The sequence below is a fragment of the Pseudomonas sp. GL-B-19 genome (assembly GCF_019956415.1).
Lineage (GTDB): Bacteria > Pseudomonadota > Gammaproteobacteria > Pseudomonadales > Pseudomonadaceae > Aquipseudomonas.
In genome coordinates, this window is sequence record NZ_JAHBDK010000023.1 from 1 (window position 1) to 20819 (window position 20819).

19 protein-coding genes, 1 tRNA gene and 1 rRNA gene are annotated in these 20819 nt (G+C 58.0%); 16 read left to right on the plus strand and 5 right to left on the minus strand.

All coding sequences use genetic code 11. The features are described from left to right. The first annotated feature begins 2 nt into the window (after positions 1 to 2). Positions 3 to 118, plus strand: a 5S ribosomal RNA gene (gene rrf, locus KGB06_RS09495). A gap of 423 nt (positions 119 to 541) precedes the next feature. On the opposite strand, the gene KGB06_RS09500 is transcribed toward rrf, so the two are convergent. Further along, positions 542 to 618 (minus strand) — tRNA-Arg (locus tag KGB06_RS09500). A 348-nt stretch (positions 619 to 966) separates the two neighbouring features. Between KGB06_RS09500 and gabD the strand changes: the two genes are divergently transcribed. From gabD to KGB06_RS09515, 3 genes are all read left to right on the plus strand, one after another. Further along, entirely contained in the window at positions 967 to 2409 is a 1443-nt protein-coding gene (gabD, locus tag KGB06_RS09505; protein WP_223514491.1) for an NADP-dependent succinate-semialdehyde dehydrogenase, read from the plus strand. 199 nt (positions 2410 to 2608) lie between these two features. Then, positions 2609 to 3886, plus strand: coding sequence for a 4-aminobutyrate--2-oxoglutarate transaminase (gene gabT, locus KGB06_RS09510; protein WP_223514494.1), 1278 nt, complete (start codon positions 2609 to 2611; stop codon positions 3884 to 3886). A gap of 136 nt (positions 3887 to 4022) precedes the next feature. Beyond that, positions 4023 to 5237, plus strand: coding sequence for a response regulator (locus tag KGB06_RS09515; RefSeq protein ID WP_223514496.1), 1215 nt, complete (start codon positions 4023 to 4025; stop codon positions 5235 to 5237). A gap of 126 nt (positions 5238 to 5363) precedes the next feature. Here the strand turns inward: KGB06_RS09515 and KGB06_RS09520 are convergent, their stop codons facing one another. Both KGB06_RS09520 and desA read right to left on the minus strand, forming a co-directional pair. Further along, positions 5364 to 6353: a GGDEF domain-containing protein gene (locus KGB06_RS09520; RefSeq protein ID WP_223514498.1), complete on the minus strand. Its 990-nt coding sequence runs from the start codon at positions 6351 to 6353 to the stop codon at positions 5364 to 5366. A 149-nt stretch (positions 6354 to 6502) separates the two neighbouring features. Beyond that, entirely contained in the window at positions 6503 to 7687 is a 1185-nt protein-coding gene (desA, locus tag KGB06_RS09525) for a delta-9 fatty acid desaturase DesA (protein WP_223514501.1), read from the minus strand. Positions 7688 to 7834: 147 nt separating this feature from the next. Between desA and dibA the strand changes: the two genes are divergently transcribed. From dibA to KGB06_RS09555, 6 genes are all read left to right on the plus strand, one after another. After that, on the plus strand, positions 7835 to 9754 hold the full coding sequence (dibA, locus tag KGB06_RS09530; RefSeq protein WP_223514503.1) for a phosphodiesterase DibA: 1920 nt from the start codon (positions 7835 to 7837) through the stop codon (positions 9752 to 9754). Between the two features lie 157 nt (positions 9755 to 9911). Further along, on the plus strand, positions 9912 to 10094 hold the full coding sequence (oscA, locus tag KGB06_RS09535; protein WP_134419279.1) for a sulfur starvation response protein OscA: 183 nt from the start codon (positions 9912 to 9914) through the stop codon (positions 10092 to 10094). A gap of 68 nt (positions 10095 to 10162) precedes the next feature. Beyond that, positions 10163 to 11176 carry a sulfate ABC transporter substrate-binding protein gene (locus tag KGB06_RS09540; protein WP_223514506.1) on the plus strand — a complete coding sequence of 338 codons (1014 nt, stop codon included), beginning with the start codon at positions 10163 to 10165 and terminating at the stop codon, positions 11174 to 11176. 69 nt (positions 11177 to 11245) lie between these two features. Beyond that, the gene (gene cysT, locus KGB06_RS09545) at positions 11246 to 12064 is read left to right on the plus strand and encodes a sulfate ABC transporter permease subunit CysT (protein ID WP_223514509.1); all 819 of its coding nucleotides are present in this window, start codon (positions 11246 to 11248) and stop codon (positions 12062 to 12064) included. A 13-nt stretch (positions 12065 to 12077) separates the two neighbouring features. Then, positions 12078 to 12950, plus strand: coding sequence for a sulfate ABC transporter permease subunit CysW (cysW, locus tag KGB06_RS09550; protein ID WP_223514512.1), 873 nt, complete (start codon positions 12078 to 12080; stop codon positions 12948 to 12950). 4 nt (positions 12951 to 12954) lie between these two features. Further along, positions 12955 to 13944: a sulfate/molybdate ABC transporter ATP-binding protein gene (locus tag KGB06_RS09555; RefSeq protein ID WP_223514515.1), complete on the plus strand. Its 990-nt coding sequence runs from the start codon at positions 12955 to 12957 to the stop codon at positions 13942 to 13944. Positions 13945 to 14034: 90 nt separating this feature from the next. Here the strand turns inward: KGB06_RS09555 and KGB06_RS09560 are convergent, their stop codons facing one another. Next, positions 14035 to 14553: a DUF962 domain-containing protein gene (locus KGB06_RS09560; protein WP_223514517.1), complete on the minus strand. Its 519-nt coding sequence runs from the start codon at positions 14551 to 14553 to the stop codon at positions 14035 to 14037. Between the two features lie 84 nt (positions 14554 to 14637). On the opposite strand from KGB06_RS09560, the gene KGB06_RS09565 reads away from it, so the two are divergent. Continuing rightward, positions 14638 to 15324 carry a Crp/Fnr family transcriptional regulator gene (locus KGB06_RS09565; RefSeq protein ID WP_223514519.1) on the plus strand — a complete coding sequence of 229 codons (687 nt, stop codon included), beginning with the start codon at positions 14638 to 14640 and terminating at the stop codon, positions 15322 to 15324. A gap of 70 nt (positions 15325 to 15394) precedes the next feature. Next, positions 15395 to 15760: a response regulator gene (locus KGB06_RS09570; RefSeq protein WP_223514522.1), complete on the plus strand. Its 366-nt coding sequence runs from the start codon at positions 15395 to 15397 to the stop codon at positions 15758 to 15760. Between the two features lie 155 nt (positions 15761 to 15915). Here KGB06_RS09570 and KGB06_RS09575 read toward each other — a convergent pair whose 3' ends face one another. Then, positions 15916 to 16920 carry an AraC family transcriptional regulator gene (locus KGB06_RS09575; protein WP_223514525.1) on the minus strand — a complete coding sequence of 335 codons (1005 nt, stop codon included), beginning with the start codon at positions 16918 to 16920 and terminating at the stop codon, positions 15916 to 15918. 100 nt (positions 16921 to 17020) lie between these two features. Here KGB06_RS09575 and KGB06_RS09580 point away from each other — a divergent pair, with 100 nt between their 5' ends. From KGB06_RS09580 to KGB06_RS09595, 4 genes are all read left to right on the plus strand, one after another. After that, a complete protein-coding gene (locus KGB06_RS09580) occupies positions 17021 to 18094 on the plus strand; it encodes a fatty acid desaturase (RefSeq protein ID WP_223514528.1) in 1074 nt (357 codons plus the stop codon). Positions 18095 to 18505: 411 nt separating this feature from the next. Next, a complete protein-coding gene (locus KGB06_RS09585) occupies positions 18506 to 18829 on the plus strand; it encodes a hypothetical protein (RefSeq protein WP_223514531.1) in 324 nt (107 codons plus the stop codon). A gap of 184 nt (positions 18830 to 19013) precedes the next feature. After that, complete coding sequence (locus KGB06_RS09590; protein ID WP_223514534.1) at positions 19014 to 19595, plus strand: alpha/beta hydrolase; 582 nt, start codon at positions 19014 to 19016, stop codon at positions 19593 to 19595. A gap of 58 nt (positions 19596 to 19653) precedes the next feature. After that, a complete protein-coding gene (locus KGB06_RS09595) occupies positions 19654 to 20583 on the plus strand; it encodes a sigma 54-interacting transcriptional regulator (RefSeq protein WP_223514537.1) in 930 nt (309 codons plus the stop codon). The last annotated feature ends 236 nt before the right edge of the window (positions 20584 to 20819 follow it).

Consider the following 20819-nt stretch of genomic DNA (forward strand, 5'->3'; position numbering starts at 1 on the left):
TTCTTGACGACCATAGAGCATTGGAACCACCTGATCCCATCCCGAACTCAGCAGTGAAACGATGCATCGCCGATGGTAGTGTGGGGTTTCCCCATGTGAGAGTAGGTCATCGTCAAGATTAAATTCCGAAACCCCTATCTGCGTATGCAGGTAGGGGTTTTGTTTTGTCCGCAGGAAAGTTCGTATCGTAGTGGTCTGACTCAGTTGGGAGGGCCTCCTGCTTGAGGGGCGCGGTCTTATAGAGCGCCGGAATTGATCAGAAAAAAACTACCTGAGTCAGCGAGCACACCATCATCAAGGTCCCAACCATGGCTTAGAGGCCGCGTAGCAGGCCCTAGAGGCTCGAATCAGGGCTCGTGATACGGAGAATGGCGCCCAGCTTTCGCCAACGCCCCTGACGTAGTCGTATGCCTTCAAGCATGGTTCGCCCTCGAGCGATGCTTGGCCCCGGCCGAGGAATGGCATTGCCCGGAATTGGTTCACCATTACCCACAAAAAAGCCCCAGACCCTACGGTCTGAGGCTTTTTCATTTGCGACGTATGGTGCACCAGGCGGGATTCGAACCCACGACCCCTGCCTTCGGAGGGCAGTACTCTATCCAGCTGAGCTACTGGTGCAAGCGGGCGCCATGATACTCATATGTGCAGCAGTCGTCCATGCTGCTGAATCGGCTGACTTTTTTGAAAGCGTAACGTGCGATTGCTACGTTGATCAGAAAAACTAGGCAAATGCGGCGTTTTCGTTCTTTTTTTCGAACAGCCTATTGTCCTTTACCCCCTTTGATCCTAGGATTCGTTTGAGATTTCAAACGCTCTTGTCTGGGTGCTGAACCGCACGATATCAATCAGTGCGCTATTTATGTGCTTCAGCCCAGTGAATGATTTCCCTGACGGCAGCCTATAGGGCGCCTTTCTACAATCATAATTTGCTCCGCGCTTGCCGCGGTGCTGTTAAGGAAAGCCGACATGCAGCTTAAAGACACCCAGTTGTTCCGCCAGCAAGCCTTCATCGATGGCGCGTGGGTCGACGCAGACAATGGTCAGACGATCAAAGTGAACAACCCGGCAACGGGCGAAATACTGGGCACCGTGCCGAAAATGGGCGCTGCCGAAACCCGTCGTGCGATCGAAGCCGCTGACAAAGCGCTGCCGGCCTGGCGTGCACTGACCGCCAAGGACCGCGCGAACAAGCTGCGTCGCTGGTTCGAGCTGATTATCGAAAACCAGGACGACCTGGCTCGCCTGATGACCCTCGAGCAGGGCAAGCCATTGGCCGAAGCCAAGGGCGAAATCGTTTACGCCGCATCCTTCATCGAATGGTTCGCCGAAGAAGCCAAGCGCATCTACGGTGACGTGATTCCAGGCCACCAGCCAGACAAGCGTCTGATCGTGATCAAGCAGCCAATCGGCGTTACCGCTGCCATCACCCCGTGGAACTTCCCGGCCGCGATGATCACCCGTAAAGCCGGCCCGGCGCTGGCTGCCGGTTGCACCATGGTGCTCAAGCCTGCTTCGCAAACTCCGTTCTCCGCGTTCGCCCTGGCTGAACTGGCTCAACGTGCTGGCATCCCGAAAGGTGTGTTCAGCGTTGTTTCCGGAAGCGCCGGCGACATCGGCAGCGAACTGACCAGCAACCCGATTGTACGTAAGCTGTCCTTCACTGGCTCGACCGAAATCGGTCGCCAGTTGATGGCTGAATGCGCCAAGGACATCAAGAAAGTGTCCCTGGAACTGGGCGGCAACGCACCGTTTATCGTGTTCGACGACGCGGACCTGGATAAGGCCGTCGAAGGCGCGATCATTTCCAAATACCGCAACAACGGTCAGACCTGTGTCTGTGCCAACCGTCTGTACATTCAGGATTCGGTCTACGACGCGTTTGCCGAGAAGCTGAGAGTGGCTGTGGCCAAACTCAAGATCGGCAACGGTCTGGAAGAAGGCACCACCACTGGCCCGCTGATCGACGAAAAAGCCGTGGCCAAGGTTCAAGAGCACATTGCTGACGCGATCAGCAAAGGCGCAACCGTTCTGGCGGGTGGCAAGGTCATGGAAGGCAACTTCTTTGAGCCGACCATTCTGACCAACGTGCCGAAGAACGCTGCTGTGGCCAAGGAAGAAACCTTCGGTCCATTGGCGCCGCTGTTCCGCTTCAAAGACGAAGCCGAAGTGATCGCGATGTCCAACGACACCGAGTTCGGTCTGGCCTCGTACTTCTATGCTCGCGACCTGGGTCGTGTGTTCCGTGTGGCTGAAGCGCTGGAATACGGCATGGTCGGCGTCAACACCGGGTTGATCTCCAACGAAGTCGCGCCGTTCGGCGGCATCAAGGCCTCGGGCCTGGGCCGTGAAGGCTCCAAGTACGGCATCGAAGATTACCTGGAAATCAAATACCTCTGCCTGGGCATCTAAGCTCGCAAGACAAGAGCCGGGCAAGGCATTGCTTCAAACGCAAAGGGCACGAGAGCGCTGTCCCTTTGCGACGCTTCAAACGGAATTTTCTCTGTGGTCGGGAAAGCTGTGGCAGTCGATCATCGCATGCTGCCGTAGTTGCCTCCCCGCTGCATTTTCCTTGAACCACACCGCCCGATGAGCGGTGAATGAGGACTTTATGAGCAAGACTAACGCATCCCTGATGAAACGCCGCGAAGCCGCTGTACCACGCGGTGTTGGCCAGATTCACCCGATCTTCGCCGAGTCCGCGAAGAACGCCACCGTGACCGACGTTGAAGGTCGCGAGTTCATCGACTTCGCCGGCGGTATCGCTGTGCTGAACACCGGTCACGTGCACCCGAAAATCATCGCCGCGGTGACCGAGCAACTGAACAAGCTGACTCACACCTGCTTCCAGGTACTGGCTTACGAACCGTACGTAGAAGTGTGCGAAAAAATCAACGCCAAGGTGCCAGGTGATTTCGAGAAGAAAACCCTGCTGGTGACCACTGGTTCCGAAGCTGTGGAAAACTCGATCAAGATCGCCCGTGCCGCCACTGGCCGCGCCGGCGTAATCGCGTTCACTGGCGCGTACCACGGTCGCACCATGATGACCCTGGGCCTGACCGGTAAAGTCGTGCCTTACTCGGCTGGCATGGGCCTGATGCCAGGCGGCGTGTTTCGCGCGCTGTACCCGAACGAACTGCACGGTGTGAGCGTCGATGACTCGATCGCCAGCATCGAACGCATCTTCAAGAACGACGCCGAGCCGCGTGATATCGCTGCCATCATCATTGAGCCGGTTCAGGGTGAAGGTGGTTTCTACGTCGCGCCTAAAGAATTCATGAAGCGCCTGCGTGCACTGTGCGACCAGCACGGCATCCTGCTGATCGCTGACGAAGTACAAACTGGCGCTGGCCGTACTGGCACTTTCTTCGCCATGGAACAGATGGGCGTTGCTGCCGACCTGACCACGTTCGCCAAATCCATCGCTGGCGGCTTCCCGCTGGCCGGTGTGTGCGGCAAGGCTGAATACATGGACGCCATCGCTCCAGGCGGCCTGGGCGGCACTTACGCCGGTAGCCCGATTGCTTGCGCCGCGGCCCTGGCCGTGATGGAAGTGTTCGAAGAAGAGCATCTGCTGGACCGCTGCAAGGCCGTCGGTGAGCGTCTGGTCACTGGCCTCAAGGCTATCCAGGCCAAGTACCCAGTGATTGGCGAAGTCCGTGCCCTGGGCGCGATGATCGCTGTCGAGCTGTTTGAAAACGGCGACAGCCACAAGCCAAACGCTGCTGCGGTAGCGTCGGTTGTGGCCAAGGCTCGCGACAAGGGCCTGATCCTGCTGTCCTGTGGCACCTACGGCAACGTTCTACGCGTCCTGGTACCGCTGACTTCGCCGGACGAGCAACTGGACAAAGGCTTGGCGATCATCGAAGAGTGCTTCTCCGAGCTCTGATTGATTTGTGAGCTGATCGACAAAAAACCCGCTTCGGCGGGTTTTTTTACGCCTCATGAAACACATTGAGGCCAATTGTTCTGTCTCGATTCGCCAGTGTTGGTTAAGGTTCAAGCATTGCGAGGGAGCGTGTTGCATGACTGTCGTTGATTTACCCGCTGCACCGAGAGTGTTGATTGCCGAGGCCGACCCGTGGTCTCGAGACTTGCTCAAGCAAGTGTTATTGAATGTGCGTTGCGACGCGCGACTGGACCTGTGCACCGATGGCCAGCAGGCAATGGATAAGCTGGCTGAAATTCCTTACGACCTGGTGATCGTTGACTGGGAGTTGCCTTGCGTCGATGGCCTGAATGTTTTGCGCAATGTGCGCCAACGCAAACGCAATCCGCCGTTACCCTTCATTCTGATGAGCAGTCGTAATGACAGTGCCAGCGTGCGCGAGGCTTTGCCTATGGCGCCCACGGCGTACCTGACCAAACCCCTGAACATGGAAAACCTGACCCGGCGTCTGCAGGGCTTGCTGCTGAATGCGGGTGAAGAGGTGTCCTGTGAGGTGCCAACGTTGGCGCCGGGCATGACGTTGTCGGTGTATCTGGAACATCGTCGAGAACTGACGGACGGCGCGCCGCTGATGACTGACGTGCAGGTAGCGGTCCAGCGCAGTCTCAATCCCGGCGGTCTCGATCTGAAGCGACTGGAAGACGAAGTTCGCACCGATCCGCAGATTACCGCTGTGCTGATCGCCGCCGCGAACAGCGCGGGGCATCACATTGGCGACCCCGTGCAGACCCTGTCTCAGGCCTTGCATCGTTTGGGCTCCGGGCAAAGCATGAACCTGATTCTGGGATTGGCGCTCAAGCGCAGTCCCCGGCTCGACGATCCGCTACTGGCGGACTATGCCCAGCGTTATTGGGAGCTGTCGCTGCACACCGCCGAGTACGCCCGCACGCTGGCGCGCTTGCTGGATCTTGAACAAGAGCGCTGTTACTGCGCGGGCATGCTGCATCGTCTTGGCGACCTGGCATTGCTGGGGTGTTTGCAAGAGTGGAAGCAGGCCGGAGGTGAGCTGGATGAGTGGGAAGAGGTGGGTGATGCGCTCGCAGTGTTCGGTGCAGGCTACGGTTCGGCGCTGCGCACTCGTTGGCGTCTGCCGCTGGAGCTGCGAGAGCTGATTGCAGCGGTCTATCAGCTCGGTGGCGGGGTTTACTCCCGCGAAGCGTTGGTGATGAACATGGCGGCTCAATTGGCGCGTCTGACCGAGCACGAGGGCGTTGAAGTGTTGGCGAAAAGCCGGGCGGCACGGTTGCTCAAGATCGGCTTGCCGGAACTCATGCGATTGCGCAAAAAGTAGGCATAACACCAATCCCCCTGTAGGAGCGGGCTTGCTCGCGATAGCAGTGATTCAGTCGACATCACTTTGACTGTCACTCCGCTATCGCGAGCAGGCTCACTCCCACAGGGGTCAGGTGGTGGACCATTAAGCAGAGATGATGCGGTTCTTACCCTGCCGCTTGGCTTTATACATCGCCGCATCCGCGCGTGCGAACAGGCTGTCGAGGCTTTCGTCTTCTTCAGTGAGGCTGGTTAAACCCTGGCTGACGGTGATACCGAAGGTCTGCTCATCATGGCTGAAGCGCAATTGCTGAATCTGCCGTTGCAGGCGCTCGGCCACTTGCATGGCCATGTCGGGCGCGCAGCCGGGAAATACCGCCGCAAACTCTTCACCGCCGATCCGGCCGAACACATCCCCACGACGTAATGCGCTGCGACCGCTCTCTGCGATCTGTTGCAGCACCGTGTCACCTTGCGGGTGGCCGTACGTGTCGTTAATCACTTTGAAATCATCGATGTCCAGCAGCAGGAACGCCAGTGGCACACCCTGTTTGCGCGCTTGGGCAAACTCGCGTTGCGCGCATTCGAAGAAGTGTCGGCGATTGCTGCTTTGGGTCAGTACGTCGGTGGTGGCCAAGCGTTGCAGCTCGGCTTCCGTGCGCTTCTTTTCGGTGATGTCTTCGGCAATTCCGACAATGATCACCGGTTGACCGGGCTCGGCCTGACGGTTGATGAAGCATTTGTCGCTGAGCCAACGCACCTGCCCATCGGCATTGATGATGCGGTATTCACGGTCTTCAACCGCGCCTTTGACCAGCACTTCGGCCAGGCTGCGTTCGGCATAGTCCAGGTCGTCGGGGTAAATGCTGTCGCGCCATTCGTTGTAGTTGGACAGCAAACTGCCGGTGGAGCGGCCGAAAATCCGCTCATAGGCCGGGCTGACGTAGAGCACCTGACGGGTTTCCCAATTGAATGCCCAAAGCACCGCGTTGACGCTCACCAGCAACGAGCTGAACAGCTGTTCACGCTCACTCAGGCGCGCCACTTCGCTTTGAGCATGCATCAGCGCCATCAAGGTTTGAGCGGTGTCGGGTAACTGCGGAAGGGATGAGTCAAGCAGGTGTTTGGAGACCATCGGGACAAATCTCAAAGGGCGTGTGCCGCTCGAGGTTCGAAAGCGGCTAAAACGAAGCCCGCCGGGCTGGCGAAGTGTCTTTGAGATAGGGGATTCGGAGCTAAGTTCCGAAGGGTGCGCCCACTAGCGGGGCGCACCGATCAACGGCATCAAGCAGCGGAAGGGCGCAGGGAGTAGGTTTTCAACTGGTCGGCGAAATCGCGCAGGGATTGAATCCCGCTGGCTTCAGCTTCGTGTACCCAGTCCTTGATGGCGGCGAGCATGTCGTGACCATTTGAGCTGGTCTTGACCCAGATCTGCTGCAAGGCCAGGCGTTTCTCGTAAATTACCTTCAGCGCCTGACTGTGCTCGAGCATAGCCTGAATGCGAACGTGGTGTTTTTCGTCCAGCAGGCTGGTTTCCCGCGAGAGCAGGCGCTTGGCGCGGTGGAATTGATGGCGGACCGAGTGATCGACCTTTTCCAGCTCTTGCTTGACCAGCGGCGCGATCACCAATTTGCGGTACTGGGCCATGATCTGAAAGCGGTTGTTGAGGATCGCCATGGCGGTGTCCATGTCCAGGTTGCCTTTGCCTTCAACCCGGTGGGCAATCGGTGCAACGCGCTGGACCTTCGCCAGGCGGAAGAAACTGAAGACCTGGATCCAGGCCCAACCGAGGTCGAACTCCCACTTCTTCACCGACAATTTTGCCGAGTTAGGGTAGGTGTGATGGTTGTTATGCAGTTCTTCACCGCCGATCAGGATGCCCCAGGGCACCAGATTGGTTGCGGCATCGCGACATTCGAAGTTGCGGTAGCCGACGGCATGGCCAAGGCCATTGACCACGCCAGCGGCCCACACCGGGATCCACATCATCTGGATAGCCCAGATGGTGATGCCGATGGTGCCGAACAGCAGCAAGTCGATGATGCCCATGATCGCGATACCCAACAGCGGGAATCGGCTGTAGAGGTTGCGTTCGATCCAGTCTTCGGGGCAGTTTTTGCCGTAGATACGCAGGGTTTCCGGGTTTTCTGCTTCTGCGCGGTACAGCTCGGCGCCTTTGCGCAGAACGGTGGAAAGCCCCTTGATGACCGGGCTGTGCGGGTCATCGACGGTTTCGCACTTTGCGTGATGCTTGCGGTGGATAGCGGTCCACTCGCGGGTATTCTGTGCCGTGGTCAGCCACAGCCAGAAGCGGAAGAAATGTTTCAGGCCGGCATTGAGCTCAAGCGAGCGATGGGCTGAGTAACGATGCAAATAGACCGTGACGCCAATGATTGTGACATGGGTCATCAGTAGGGTGACTGCTACCAGTGACCAGGGCGACAAGCCGAGTAAACCTTCGTACCACATAGGCTGTAGGGCCCTCGATAAAGAAAAAAATAGCCGTTGCATTATCACTAAGCCCACGGATAAAACCAGTCGCCCTTTCAGATAAGAGTGGCTGGATGTGTCCTTGACCTATTATTCCGACCCTTCTGTAGGGACATGGACGGCCAAATGTCTGCCACCTATCGCGATGCCTTGCGTGCAGCGCTGCTTTATCTGTTGTTTTCAGTCGCCTGGATGGCGTTGAGCGGCTATTTATTGAACAGTTTCTTCGATAGCTCTGCCGAGCTATTGCGATGGCAACTGATCAACGGTTATGTCTGGGTGGTACTCAGCGCCGGTTTGATCTTCATTGCCCGGGCCCGACTGTTCCAGTGCCTGGGGATCGGCGCCAAACTGCGCGAGCGTCAGGCCGACCGCGAGCGATTGCGCCAGGCGGCTGCGGTGTTCGATTGCACCCATGAGGGCGTGTTGGTCACCGATAGCAACGGGCTGATTGTCCATGTAAACCGGGCCTTCATGGCGATCACCGGTTATCGGCGAGATGAAGTGCTGGGCCAGCAACCCAGTCTGTTCAAATCCGGCCACCACCCACCAGCGTTCTACCAGGCGATGTTTGCGACGCTCAACAGCACCGGCGAGTGGAGCGGGGAAATCTGGAATCGTCGCAAAAGCGGCGAAATCTACCCGCAATGGCAAACCATCCGCATCATTCATGACGATCAGGGCCGGCGTAGCCAATACGTGGCGGTGTTTTCCGATATCAGTGCGATCAAAAACTCCGAACACGAGCTCAAACACCTTGCTCATCACGATCCGCTGACCGATCTGCCCAATCGGCTGTTGTTCACTGACCGCGTCGAACAGGCGCTGGCATCGGCGCAAATCCACAAACGGGGTTGTGCGTTGCTGATGATCGACCTGGATCACTTCAAGATGATCAACGACAGCCTCGGGCACACCGTCGGTGATCAGCTGCTCAAGGCCGTGGCCAAGCACTTGAAAGCCATGTTTGGCCCAGGCGTTACGTTGGCGCGTCTGGGCGGTGACGAATTTGCGGTGCTTGCCGAAAGTTGTCCGCAAGTTGCGCAGGCTGCGGCGCTGGCGCAACGGATCATCGATGGCCTCCGGGAGCCGTTTTGCATCGATGGGAATCGACTGTTTATTAACACCAGTGTCGGCATCAGCCAGTTTCCCAGTGATGCCTTGAGTGCCGAGCAAATGTTGCGCAACGCGGGTTCGGCCTTGTCCAAGGCCAAGAGTGCAGGCCGGGATGGCTACGCGCTCTACACCGAAGAATTGACTGCCCATGCCCAGCAGCGGGTAGAAATTGCTTTCCAATTGCGCCGCGCCCTGGAGAAGCAGGAGTTGCGCGTCCATTACCAACCCGTGCATGACCTCAAAACCAGTCGCCTGGTGGGCGTGGAAGCGTTGGTGCGTTGGGCGCATCCGCAGCGCGGGCTGGTGTCGCCAGCAGCATTCATCCCCATCGCCGAGCGTACGGGGTTGATTGCCGAGATCGATGCCTGGGTCATGCAGCAGGCCTGCGAGCAAATGTGCCAGTGGCAAGCCGCTGGCGTGGTGCTGTCGTTTGTTGCGGTGAATATTTCATCGCGACTGTTTGCCCGGAGCGAACTGTATCAGCAGGTGGCTCGTGTGCTTGATGCGACGGGGCTTGATCCGGCGCTTCTGGAGCTTGAAGTCACTGAAAGCGCGGTGATGGATGATCCGGAAGTGGCGCTGGAGCAGATGCATCGCTTGCGCGAATTGGGCGTGCGGTTGGCCATTGATGATTTCGGCACGGGTTATTCGTCGCTGCTGCGGCTCAAGCGTTTGCCGGTGCAAAAACTCAAGATCGACCAAGGGTTTGTCACAGGCTTGCCAGGGGATGAGGATGATGCAGCCATTGTGCGGGTGATCATTGCCTTGGCGCAGAGCATGGGAATGCAGGTGCATGCCGAGGGGATCGAGCAGGTCGAGCAGGCGGGATTTCTGCTGGAGCATGACTGCGATCTGGGGCAAGGCTACTGGTTTGGGCGGCCGGTGCCGGCTGAGCAATTGGATTGGATTTACGCGCCCGTTATTCGCTGATCCGCCTTAAACCCGCGCCCCATCAAATAATACTTTCTAGTTATATAAACATTCTTAAATAGTCTTTTTAAGAATATCAGCTCCTCACTACTATTGGTCTCACGCCGCAAGCAGTACCGCCACTGCCAGGCAACCTCTCAGTTGAAGGAGCAGCACCATGAGCGCATCCCTACGTAGTGTTGATGGCCAGGACGAAGCAACCATTTTGCGTGAGATCCAGAGCGCATTGCGCGATCTGCGCTTTGGGGCTGTGGAGATCACTGTGCATAACGCCCAGGTCGTGCAGATCGAACGCAAAGAGAAATTTCGTCTGCAGAGCCCGAGTAACAAACCGAGCTAAGCAACAGGCAACCCGCTTCCAGCACCTCATAAAAAGCCACCACAACCAGAATTCCAGGAGCTTTCACCATGTCGTCGATTCGTCATTTCGCTTTGGCCGCCCTGGCCAGTGCACTTTTTGCGGGTTCCGCGGTTGCCAAGGATTACGAACTGCTCAATGTGTCTTACGACCCGACGCGTGAGCTGTACCAGGACTACAACGCCGAGTTCATCAAGCTCTGGCAGAAGGATCACGCCGGTGACAACGTAAAAATCCAGCAATCCCACGGTGGTTCTGGCAAACAGGCCCGCGCGGTGATCGACGGGCTGCGCGCCGACGTTGTGACCCTGGCCCTGGCCGGCGACATCGACGAAATCGCCAAGCTCGGCAAGTCCCTGCCGGCCGACTGGCAGACGCGTCTACCGGATGCGAGTACGCCGTATACCTCGACCATCGTGTTCCTGGTGCGCAAGGGCAACCCTAAAGGCATCAAGGACTGGGGTGACCTGATCAAGAACGATGTGGCGGTCATCACCCCGAACCCGAAGACCTCCGGCGGCGCACGCTGGAATTTCCTCGCGGCCTGGGCTTATGGCCTGAAAGCCAACGGCGGTGACGAAGCCAAGGCCAAGGAATACGTACAAACCCTGTTCAAGCACGTGCCAGTGCTGGACACCGGCGCTCGCGGTTCGACTATTACCTTCGTCAACAACGGTCAGGGTGACGTGTTGCTGGCCTGGGAAAACGAAGCCTTCCTGGCGCTGAAAGAGGACGGCGGTGCCGACAAGTTCGAAATCGTCGTGCCTTCTCTGTCGATCCTTGCCGAGCCACCGGTGGCCGTGGTTGACAAGAACGCCGAGAAAAAGGGTAACGAGCAGATCGCCGATGCGTATCTCAAATACCTGTACAGCCCGGCCGGCCAGGAAATTGCGGCGAAAAACTTCTATCGTCCACGTGACAAGGACGTCGCCGCGAAGTACGCCAAGCAGTTTCCGACCCTGGACCTTGTGACCATCGACAAGAACTTCGGCGGCTGGAAAACCGCGCAACCGAAATTCTTCAATGATGGTGGCGTGTTCGACCAGATTTACCAGGCGCAGTAATCTTAAATAGCCATCAACGAGCCCCGATTTAACCGTCGGGGCTTTGCGCGTTCTCAACCAAGGACTTTTATGTCGCGTCGTATTTCCCCCGTCATACCCGGCTTCGGGCTGACGCTGGGCTACACCTTGGTGTACCTCAGCCTGATTGTGCTTATTCCTCTGGCGGCAATGTTCGTCCATGCCGCCCAACTCACCTGGGACCAGTTCTGGGCAATTGTCTCGGCGCCACGAGTGCTGGCGGCGTTGAAGTTGAGCTTCGGCACTGCGCTCTATGCCGCGATCATCAACGGCATCATCGGCACGCTGCTCGCCTGGGTCCTGGTGCGCTACACCTTCCCGGGACGCAAAGTCATCGACGCAATGATCGACCTGCCCTTCGCATTGCCCACTGCGGTGGCGGGTATTGCGCTGACTGCGTTGTACACCCCTACCGGTTTGGTGGGTCAGTTTGCAGCTGATCTGGGTTTCAAGATCGCGTACACCCCCCTCGGTATCACCCTTGCCCTCACTTTTGTGACACTTCCATTCGTAGTACGTACCGTACAGCCAGTATTGGCTGATATCCCGCGTGAAGTGGAGGAAGCGGCAGCGTGCCTCGGTGCAAAACCGTTACAGGTTTTCCGCCATATTCTGGTGCCAGCGCTGTTGCCAGCCTGGCTCACCGGTTTCGCTTTGGCCTTTGCCCGCGGGGTCGGGGAGTATGGTTCGGTGATTTTCATCGCTGGCAACATGCCGATGAAAACCGAGATTTTGCCGCTGCTGATCATGGTCAAGCTCGACCAGTACGATTACACCGGCGCCACGTCCATTGGTGTACTGATGCTGGTGGTTTCCTTCGTCCTGTTGCTGCTGATCAATTTGCTGCAACGTCGCATCGAAACCCCATAAGGAGGCGCGAACCATGTCCCAATCGTCTATTGCTGCCGCCTCTTCGGCCAACGCCGCCCGCCGTGGCAGTGCCACCTCGCGAAGAATCCTGATCGGTCTTGGCTGGTTGATTTTTGCGCTGTTCCTGTTGCTGCCGCTGTTTATCGTGGTGTCCCAGGGTTTGAAGAATGGCCTGGGTGCGTTCTTCACCGCGATCTTTGAACCGGACGCGCTGTCGGCATTGAAACTCACGGTGATCGCCGTGCTGATTTCGGTGCCACTCAACCTGGTGTTCGGTGTCAGCGCCGCATGGTGCGTGAGCAAGTATTCGTTCCGTGGCAAAAGTATGCTGGTCACGTTGATCGACTTGCCGTTCTCGGTCTCGCCGGTCATCGCCGGCCTGGTCTATGTGTTGATGTTCGGCGCCCAAGGCTTCTTCGGGCCGTGGTTGCAGGATCACGACATCCAGATCATCTTCGCCTTGCCGGGTATCGTACTGGCGACGATTTTCGTCACCGTGCCGTTCGTGGCGCGCGAACTGATCCCGTTGATGCAGGAACAAGGCACGCAAGAAGAAGAGGCCGCGCGCCTGCTTGGCGCCAATGGCTGGCAAATGTTCTGGCACGTCACCGTTCCCAATATCAAATGGGGCCTGATCTACGGCGTGGTGCTGTGTACCGCGCGGGCGATGGGTGAGTTCGGTGCGGTGTCGGTGGTTTCCGGGCACATTCGCGGGGTGACCAACACCTTGCCGCTGCACGTCGAGATCCTCTACAACGAATACAACCACGTGGCCGCGTTCGCCGTGGCAAGCCTGTTGCTGATCCTGGCGCTCTTCATCCTGCTGCTCAAGCAGTGGAGCGAAAACCGTATTAACCGCCTGCGCGCCAGCGCCGCGGAGGAATGATTTCATGTCGATTGAAGTGCGTAACGTCAGCAAGAATTTCAACGCGTTCAAGGCGCTGGACAACATCAGCCTGGACATTCAAAGCGGCGAACTCGTGGCGCTGCTCGGCCCATCGGGCTGCGGTAAAACCACGCTGTTGCGGATTATCGCCGGTCTGGAGACGCCGGATCAGGGCAACATCGTGTTCCACGGCGAAGACGTCTCCGGCCATGATGTGCGCGATCGCAACGTCGGTTTCGTGTTCCAGCATTACGCCTTGTTCCGCCACATGACGGTGTTCGACAACGTCGCGTTCGGCCTGCGCATGAAACCGAAAAACCAGCGTCCGAGCGAAAGCCAAATCGCAACCAAGGTTCACGAACTGCTGAACATGGTGCAGCTGGACTGGCTGTCGGATCGCTACCCGGAACAACTCTCCGGCGGCCAACGTCAGCGCATTGCCCTGGCCCGTGCCTTGGCAGTGGAGCCGAAAGTCTTGCTGCTCGACGAACCCTTCGGCGCCCTCGACGCGAAGGTCCGTAAGGAGCTGCGCCGCTGGCTGGCGCGACTGCACGAGGACATCAACCTGACTTCCGTGTTCGTGACCCACGACCAAGAAGAGGCGATGGAAGTCGCCGACCGGATTGTGGTGATGAACAAGGGCGTGATCGAACAGATTGGCTCACCGGGTGACGTCTACGAAAACCCGGCCAGCGATTTCGTTTATCACTTCCTCGGTGATTCCAACCGGCTGCATCTGGGGGAGGACAACCACGTGCTGTTCCGTCCGCACGAAGTGTCGCTGTCGCGGCATGAACTGGAAGATCACCACGCAGCTGAAGTGCGCGACATTCGTCCGTTGGGTGCGACGACTCGGGTGACGTTGAAGGTCGAAGGTCAGAGCGAATTGATCGAAGCGGAAGTGGTGAAGGATCACGACAGCCTGATCGGGCTGGCGAAGGGTGAAACCTTGTTCTTCAAGCCCAAGGTCTGGCAAAAACTGGCCAACATCTAAAGCAAAAGCTTCGCGAGCAGGCTCGCTCCCACAGGGGTTCTATGTGCGCCATAGATCTAATGTGGGAGCGAGCCTGCTCGCGAAGGCGTCTTATGCCGCAGCGCGATTCGGATTGATTCGTACACCCCCAGCCCGCGCCTCGATCTGCTCTTTGAGGTCATGCCGCAACCCCAGCAAAAACATCAACTCCACCACCACAAACAACGGCCCGACAATCAGCCCGCTCACATCATCAACAAACGCCGGCTTACGCCCTTCATAGTAATGCCCGACAAACTGAATCACCCAGCCCGCCACAAACATCCCGATACCGCTCGACAGCCAGACCAGCGTGCTTTGCTGCGCCAGTGTCTGCCCCGCCCAAACGGACAGTCCCAGCAATACGCTCATCAGCACCCCGAGGCGCAACTCCAGGCGCAGGTAAAACCACGCCGACGCCAGCGACACCAGCACCGCAGGTGACAGCCAGTCGCCAGCCCATTGCGGCCGCGACAGCAACACCGCGACGGCCACCATAATCAACGGAATACCGATAAAGTGGCTGGCGATGTTGCGCGGATCACGGTGGTAGGCGGCGTATTGACTGAGATGGTCAACGAGGCTTTTCATTGTTATTCCTCCTGTAGGGTGATTGATCATGCCCCGGGTTCACTTTTGGCTCTGTCGGGCAGGCGACAATCTCTAGGAGTTTCCATGGATATGCAGGCCTGGCGTGCGCGCCTGATGACGGGGCAATGGTTCAGTCATCTACCTGTTCCCTTACAGGATAGTCTGCTGGCTGCGGCCCGGATTCGGCGTTTGTCGTCGGGGCAATTGCTGTTCAAGCGAGGGGATCCGCCGTGCGGGTTGTATGCAGTGCTCGAAGGTTCGGTGCGCATCGGCGCAGTCAGCGAGCAGGGCAAGGAAGCGCTGCTGAGCCTGGTGGAGCCGCCCCACTGGTTCGGCGAAATCTGCCTGTTCGATGGTCAGCCGCGTACCCACGATGCCTTCGGCGTCGGCCAGTGCGTGCTGTTGCACATTGCGCAGGCGACACTGCTGAAGTTGCTCGACGAACAACCGGTGTATTGGCGGCAACTGGCGTTACTGATGAGCCATAAATTGCGCCTGACCTTCATCAACCTCGAACAGCTGAGCCTGATGCCCACCCCGGCGCGTCTCGCCCATCGCTTATTGATGATTGCCGAGGGCTACGGCGAAATCGAACCGCCGCGCCGGGTGCTGCAACTGCCCCAGGAGCAGTTAGCTTCGATGCTGTCGCTGTCGCGCCAGACGACTAATCAGATTCTTAAGGATTTTCAGGGTCAGGGGATTCTGAATCTCAAGTACGGCGAGATCGAAATTGTCGATGCCGAGCGGTTGCGGGCACTGGCGATTTTTTGAAACGCAACGTTATGGGTGGGCTTTGTCGGTGAAGGCGCCTAGCCTGTGACGACGATAATCGAGGTGTGCCATGCGTGTACTGCTAGTAGAAGACGAACCGGAGACCGCCAAACTCCTGGCCAACGGCCTGAATGAGGCGAGCTATTCGGTGGATGTAGCGCTAAACGGCATGGACGGCCGGCGCTTTATCGAGTCCGGCGAATACGAACTGATCATCCTCGACGTGATGCTGCCAGGGCTCAACGGCTGGCAATTGCAGCAGCAGATTCGCAAGCTTGGCGACACGCCGGTGCTGTTCCTCACCACCAAGGACGGCATTGAGGATCGACTGCGCGGGCTCGAACTGCATGAGGATGATTATTTGCTCAAGCCGTTTGCGGTGAGCGAACTGGTGACGCGGGTGCGCAAGTTGTTGCGGCGGGATCGTGGGCGCTGAGGGAATTTTGTGGTGTCTGGTCTTGCCTCATCGCGAGCAGGCTCACTCCCACAATTGATCTCCAGTAAACACAAATTTCACAACGACGCAGAACCACTGTGGGAGCGAGCCTGCTCGCGATGAGGCCGTAACATACAACGCACCTTCCGGATCAGTCAGCGCAACCCATCCCGAAACTGCCCCGGCGTCATCCCGGTCCAGCGCTTGAATGCGCGGCTGAAGCTGCTGGTATCCGCAAACCCCAGCAGGTAACTGACTTCACTCAACGAACAATGCGGATCACGCAGGTGTAGCAGCGCCAGGTTTTCGCGGCTTTCATTGAGCAGCGTATCGAACCGACAACCTTCGTCCGCCAAGTGCCGTTGCAGGCTGCGCAAGCTCAGGTGCAGGGCTTTGGCGATGAGTTCGGCGCTGGGTTCGCCTTCGGGCAATTGCTCTTCGATGGCGTCACGGACTTTGCGTTCCCAGGTCAACGGTTTCAGTTGTGCCAGGGTGCGTTTGAGCACGGTTTCATTGTGTTCGGCCAGTTCCGGATTGGCGTCATCCAAGTGGCTGTCGAAATCCACCAGAGAAAACTCCACGCGGTCTTCGTCGGCCGAGAAGTACACCGGTGAGCGGAAAACTTTATGCCATTGGTGCGCATCGGCCGGTTCCGGTCGGCGCAGGTATACCGCCAGCGGTGCATAGTCGCGACCGAGGCGATTGCGGCAGGTGCGCACATAGATCGCCGTGAAGGCGTCGATGGCTTCGAATGCCGGCGCCGGGTTGCCGGCAGGGATTTTCAGGTGAAAGCGGTAGCGATCCTCGGCGCGGGTCAGTTCCAGTTCCAGGGCATCGCTGACCACCTGGTGATACCGCACGATGCGCTCGAACACCTCGCGCAAACTGCCGCTGGCCACCAGTGCATAACCGAGCGCATGAAACGTGGTGGGGCTGACGAAACGCGACACGCGCAGGCCAATCGCCGGATCGCCACTGACCTGCACGGCGATTTCCCACAGGCGCGTGGTACCGGACAACGGGTAACGGGCGTTCGGGTCGTCCATCAATTGCGGATCAAGCCCGGCCTGATGGCACAGGGCGGTGCTGTCGAGGCCCAGCGCATCGAGTTGTTTGCACAGGGCGCGGGTCCAGCTGGCGAGGGAGGTCGGTTCAGTCATGCTGATTGGCGCTTCCGGTCAACAGGTTGGCGTTCTCGGCTACCACCTTGCGTGGGGTCGCAAGGCAGGATGCGAACATCAATAACCAGAGGATGGAAGCATGCACGGTACTTCTGCAAGTCCCCAGCGACTGAATGCATCGCAACGATCAGCACATATTCGGGAAGTGGTGCTGGCCAGGGGCGTTGAATTGCGTCAACGCTACCCGATTCTCAATCATCAGGACGCCCTCGGCGCAGGCATTTTAGCCTTTGCCATGGCCGGGATGATCGGTTCGGCGGCGCTATACATGACCGGGCACATAGCCTGGTGGGCGTGTTTGTTGCTCAACGCGTTTTTCGCCTCGTTGACCCACGAGCTGGAACACGACTTGATACATAGCATGTACTTTCGTAAACAGCGCGTGCCGCACAACCTGATGATGGGGCTGGTGTGGTTGGCGCGGCCGAGCACCATCAATCCGTGGATCCGCCGTCATCTGCACCTCAATCACCACAAGGTTTCGGGCACTGAAACCGACATGGAAGAGCGCGCCATCACCAACGGCGAGCCTTGGGGGTTTGCGCGGTTGCTGATGATCGGCGACAACATGATGTCGTCATTCATCCGCATGCTGCGGGCCAAGACCTGGGCGCAAAAATTCAGCATCGTCCAGCGCACTTTGAAGGTCTACGCGCCGCTCGCGCTGGTGCATTGGGGCGCGTGGTACATGTTCCTCGGCTTCCATGCGGCCAACGGCATCGCGTCTCTGATGGGGGCGCCGATTGAGTGGTCGGCGACCACCTTGTCGGTGATGCAGGTGATCGACATCGCGGCGGTGGTGATCATCGGCCCGAACGTATTGCGTACGTTCTGCCTGCACTTCATCAGCTCGAACATGCACTACTACGGCGACGTGGAACCGGGGAACGTGATCCAGCAGACCCAGGTGCTGAACTCTCCGTGGATGTGGCCGTTGCAGGCGTTCTGCTTCAACTTCGGCAGCAGCCACGGCATCCATCACTTTGTGGTGAAGGAGCCGTTTTACATTCGCCAGATGACCGTGCCGGTGGCGCATAAAGTGATGCGTGAGATGGGCGTGCGGTTCAATGATTTCGGCACGTTTGGCCGGGCCAACCGGTTTGTTCGCAAAGACGCTGCACAACCTCGGGAGGTTCGTGCCGCTCAGGTGTGATGGATAAAATCGGAAACTCAATCTCGAAATAAGCGATGACAAAGGCGCTCGTCATCAATTTGACCCAAAGAGGCGATACGTTAAAGCACAAGCAGGGAGGCTGGGCGGTCAACGTTTCGTTAGTCGCCATATGCGCTTTGGATCTAATAAAGTAATTAAATATTCCTTTATAAGATAAGCGTTTCAATCAATCATCGCTTCACAGATTTTGAGTTTCCGGGGCCGTCTCCTTGGCAGGGTGCGGTCCTTTTTTTATTCCCATAACGTTCCTGGCTTATCTGACTAATCGCTGATTTGTCTACGGACCTGTTATTTCTGACAGTAGACGAGAGGAGGGGCAGCCCTACACTGACAATGTGGCCCTTATGGGCAACCAAAGCAGGTCAGGAAACGTTTTCAGGGAGAAACCGCATGAGCTATTTCGCAGGCCATTACACGATGAACAGGGCAATGACTCATTTGGTGATAGAGGGCGATGAGCGGATATCGGGGCACCTGGATTTAGAGGACGCCCATCGCGACATCAGTGATGGGAGGGTCCGTTATCGGTGCGGCTGTAGCCTTGAATTTATCACTGTGGATGATATTCACGAGGTCAAGGAGCGGTGGTCGCTCATGTTCAGTACCAAGCGCATGTCGCTTGTCGGGACATGCGAGCAGACCTTCAAGAACGGCAAAACCAACACCCGGACCGTGTTGTTTAAACGAGACGAGCCCACTGCAAAAGCGTGTTGAGTCCAGCTGACCCAAGATCTTTCCTTAGCGCATCAACCCGACAGTGATCGGGTTGAACATCTGCTGCTTGAAATACCTTGTATATTCTTTATAGATCTTAATAAATATCTTCTTATTCCTTAACGAATATAACTCTCCTCCCTATACTCGACCAAGTACAGACACGCAGCAGGAGAGCTCCCCCATGCGCAACGAATCAATTCGCTACCTGATTGTGCCGGGCTGGCAAGGATCGCCGGACGATCATTGGCAAAGCCACTGGCAGAACAGCCTGCCGAATAGCGCGCGGGTGGAGCAGGCGGACTGGCTGACACCGCGTCGTGAAGACTGGGTCGCGGCGCTGGCCGAGGCGATTGCCGCCGATAGCACGCCGGTGATCCTGATCGCGCATAGCTTGGGTTGCATCACTGTCGCCCATTGGGCCGCCGCTGCACCCGTGCAGTTTCTGCGTCAGGTGCGCGGGGCCTTGCTGGTCGCTCCAGCGGATGTCGAGCGCCCGGCGTGTGCGCCGGCGTTGCGTAACTTTGCACCGATTCCCACCGACCTGCTGCCGTTCCCGAGCCAGATCGTCAGCTCCGACAACGACAGCGCCGTGAGCGCGCCGCGAGCCCTTGAGCTGGCGCGCAACTGGGGTGCCGAGGCGGGGATTTTGTCGGGTGCCGGGCACATCAATGTGAAGTCCGGTCACCAGCGCTGGGAGCAGGGTTTTGCCTACCTCTATCGCTTGCAGAACCGCATGGAACATCACGCCCTGCGACGCGCTTGAACCTTTTGTTTTTTTAAACGCCTGCCCGTCTCCCGGCGGTCTTTGGCGGGAGTCTGCCATGAGTCTTGAACACTTCGGTCAGCCGCTGCTGACTTTCCCTGACGCAGAAAAAAGCCCCCTGAGCATCCGCGCCAAGGCGCTGGTGTTTGTCGATCCGCGCTCGCGCCAGTTGCGTCAGGACCTGGAGGAACTGGCACCGCGCTCGATCTCGGTATTGATTCGCGGCGAAACCGGCAGCGGCAAAGAGCTGCTTGCGCGCCATATCCATCGCGCCAGCGATCGCGCCGGGTTGTTCGTCTCGGTCAATTGCGGGGCGATCAGCCCGACTTACGCTGATGCCGAATTGTTCGGTTATGTCGCGGGCAGCTTCAGCGGTTCGGCCAGCAGCCGCGCCGGGTGGTTCGGTTCGGCGAATGGCGGCACGCTCTATCTGGATGAGATTGGTGATTTGCCGCTGCCGATTCAAATCAAACTGCTCGCCGCGCTGGAAAACCATGAAGTGACCCGAGTTGGCGCGCACCAACCGAGCCCGGTGGACGTGCGTCTGGTCGCCGCCACCAGCATTGATCTGGCTCAGGCCGTGGCCGCCGGCAAATTCCATGAGCGGCTTTATCACTACCTCAGTGAAGGCCATCTGGAGCTGCCGGCATTGCGTGACCGCGTGGGCGATATTCTATCGCTGGCCGAGTACTTCCTCGGCATCTACAGCCATCGCCTCGACCTGCCGGTGCCGTTGATCAGTGAGGCCGCGCAGCTTGTGCTGGAGCGGCACAGTTGGCCGGGAAATACCCGCGAGCTGGAAAACGTCATTCACTTTGCGTTGTTGGTGAGTACCGGCGACGAAATTTTGCCGGGGCATCTGAATTTGCCTGACACGGCCGTGTCGCTGGCGCAGATCGAGCAGCAGCTCACGCGGATTCTCGGCAGCGGCACTGTCGCCGAAAAAGCAGCCTTGAAGCACCTTCTGCAAGACGCCGGCCTCCTGTAGGAGCAAAGCTTGCTCGCGATCCAGGCGACTCGGTCTGTCGGGAGGGTGCCATCGCGAGCGAGCTTTGCTCCTGCGGGTGATGCGCGAGCCAGAGCTGTATGAGCAAAATGGAATATGAAAGTGAATAAAAGATATTATTCGGGAATATAAAATCCCGGTATTGTCCGCGTCACGTCAGCGATAGCACATCACTGGCACTTGTATTTAAAGCCGTCGTCGATGACGACCGAGATTTT

What these genes read in the sequence shown, in the direction of transcription:
- KGB06_RS09560 (WP_223514517.1), bottom strand. Translation starts at nt 14,553, where the DNA reads ATGAAAAGCCTCGTTGACCATCTCAGTCAATACGCCGCCTACCACCGT.
- oscA (WP_134419279.1), top strand. Translation starts at nt 9,912, where the DNA reads ATGAGCGCATCCCTACGTAGTGTTGATGGCCAGGACGAAGCAACCATT.
- KGB06_RS09555 (WP_223514515.1), top strand. Translation starts at nt 12,955, where the DNA reads ATGTCGATTGAAGTGCGTAACGTCAGCAAGAATTTCAACGCGTTCAAG.
- cysT (WP_223514509.1), top strand. Translation starts at nt 11,246, where the DNA reads ATGTCGCGTCGTATTTCCCCCGTCATACCCGGCTTCGGGCTGACGCTG.
- KGB06_RS09585 (WP_223514531.1), top strand. Translation starts at nt 18,506, where the DNA reads ATGAGCTATTTCGCAGGCCATTACACGATGAACAGGGCAATGACTCAT.
- dibA (WP_223514503.1), top strand. Translation starts at nt 7,835, where the DNA reads ATGTCTGCCACCTATCGCGATGCCTTGCGTGCAGCGCTGCTTTATCTG.
- KGB06_RS09515 (WP_223514496.1), top strand. Translation starts at nt 4,023, where the DNA reads ATGACTGTCGTTGATTTACCCGCTGCACCGAGAGTGTTGATTGCCGAG.
- KGB06_RS09565 (WP_223514519.1), top strand. Translation starts at nt 14,638, where the DNA reads ATGGATATGCAGGCCTGGCGTGCGCGCCTGATGACGGGGCAATGGTTC.
- KGB06_RS09520 (WP_223514498.1), bottom strand. Translation starts at nt 6,353, where the DNA reads ATGGTCTCCAAACACCTGCTTGACTCATCCCTTCCGCAGTTACCCGAC.
- KGB06_RS09575 (WP_223514525.1), bottom strand. Translation starts at nt 16,920, where the DNA reads ATGACTGAACCGACCTCCCTCGCCAGCTGGACCCGCGCCCTGTGCAAA.
- KGB06_RS09540 (WP_223514506.1), top strand. Translation starts at nt 10,163, where the DNA reads ATGTCGTCGATTCGTCATTTCGCTTTGGCCGCCCTGGCCAGTGCACTT.
- KGB06_RS09595 (WP_223514537.1), top strand. Translation starts at nt 19,654, where the DNA reads ATGAGTCTTGAACACTTCGGTCAGCCGCTGCTGACTTTCCCTGACGCA.
- gabT (WP_223514494.1), top strand. Translation starts at nt 2,609, where the DNA reads ATGAGCAAGACTAACGCATCCCTGATGAAACGCCGCGAAGCCGCTGTA.
- desA (WP_223514501.1), bottom strand. Translation starts at nt 7,687, where the DNA reads ATGTGGTACGAAGGTTTACTCGGCTTGTCGCCCTGGTCACTGGTAGCA.
- KGB06_RS09580 (WP_223514528.1), top strand. Translation starts at nt 17,021, where the DNA reads ATGCACGGTACTTCTGCAAGTCCCCAGCGACTGAATGCATCGCAACGA.
- cysW (WP_223514512.1), top strand. Translation starts at nt 12,078, where the DNA reads ATGTCCCAATCGTCTATTGCTGCCGCCTCTTCGGCCAACGCCGCCCGC.
- KGB06_RS09590 (WP_223514534.1), top strand. Translation starts at nt 19,014, where the DNA reads ATGCGCAACGAATCAATTCGCTACCTGATTGTGCCGGGCTGGCAAGGA.
- KGB06_RS09570 (WP_223514522.1), top strand. Translation starts at nt 15,395, where the DNA reads ATGCGTGTACTGCTAGTAGAAGACGAACCGGAGACCGCCAAACTCCTG.
- gabD (WP_223514491.1), top strand. Translation starts at nt 967, where the DNA reads ATGCAGCTTAAAGACACCCAGTTGTTCCGCCAGCAAGCCTTCATCGAT.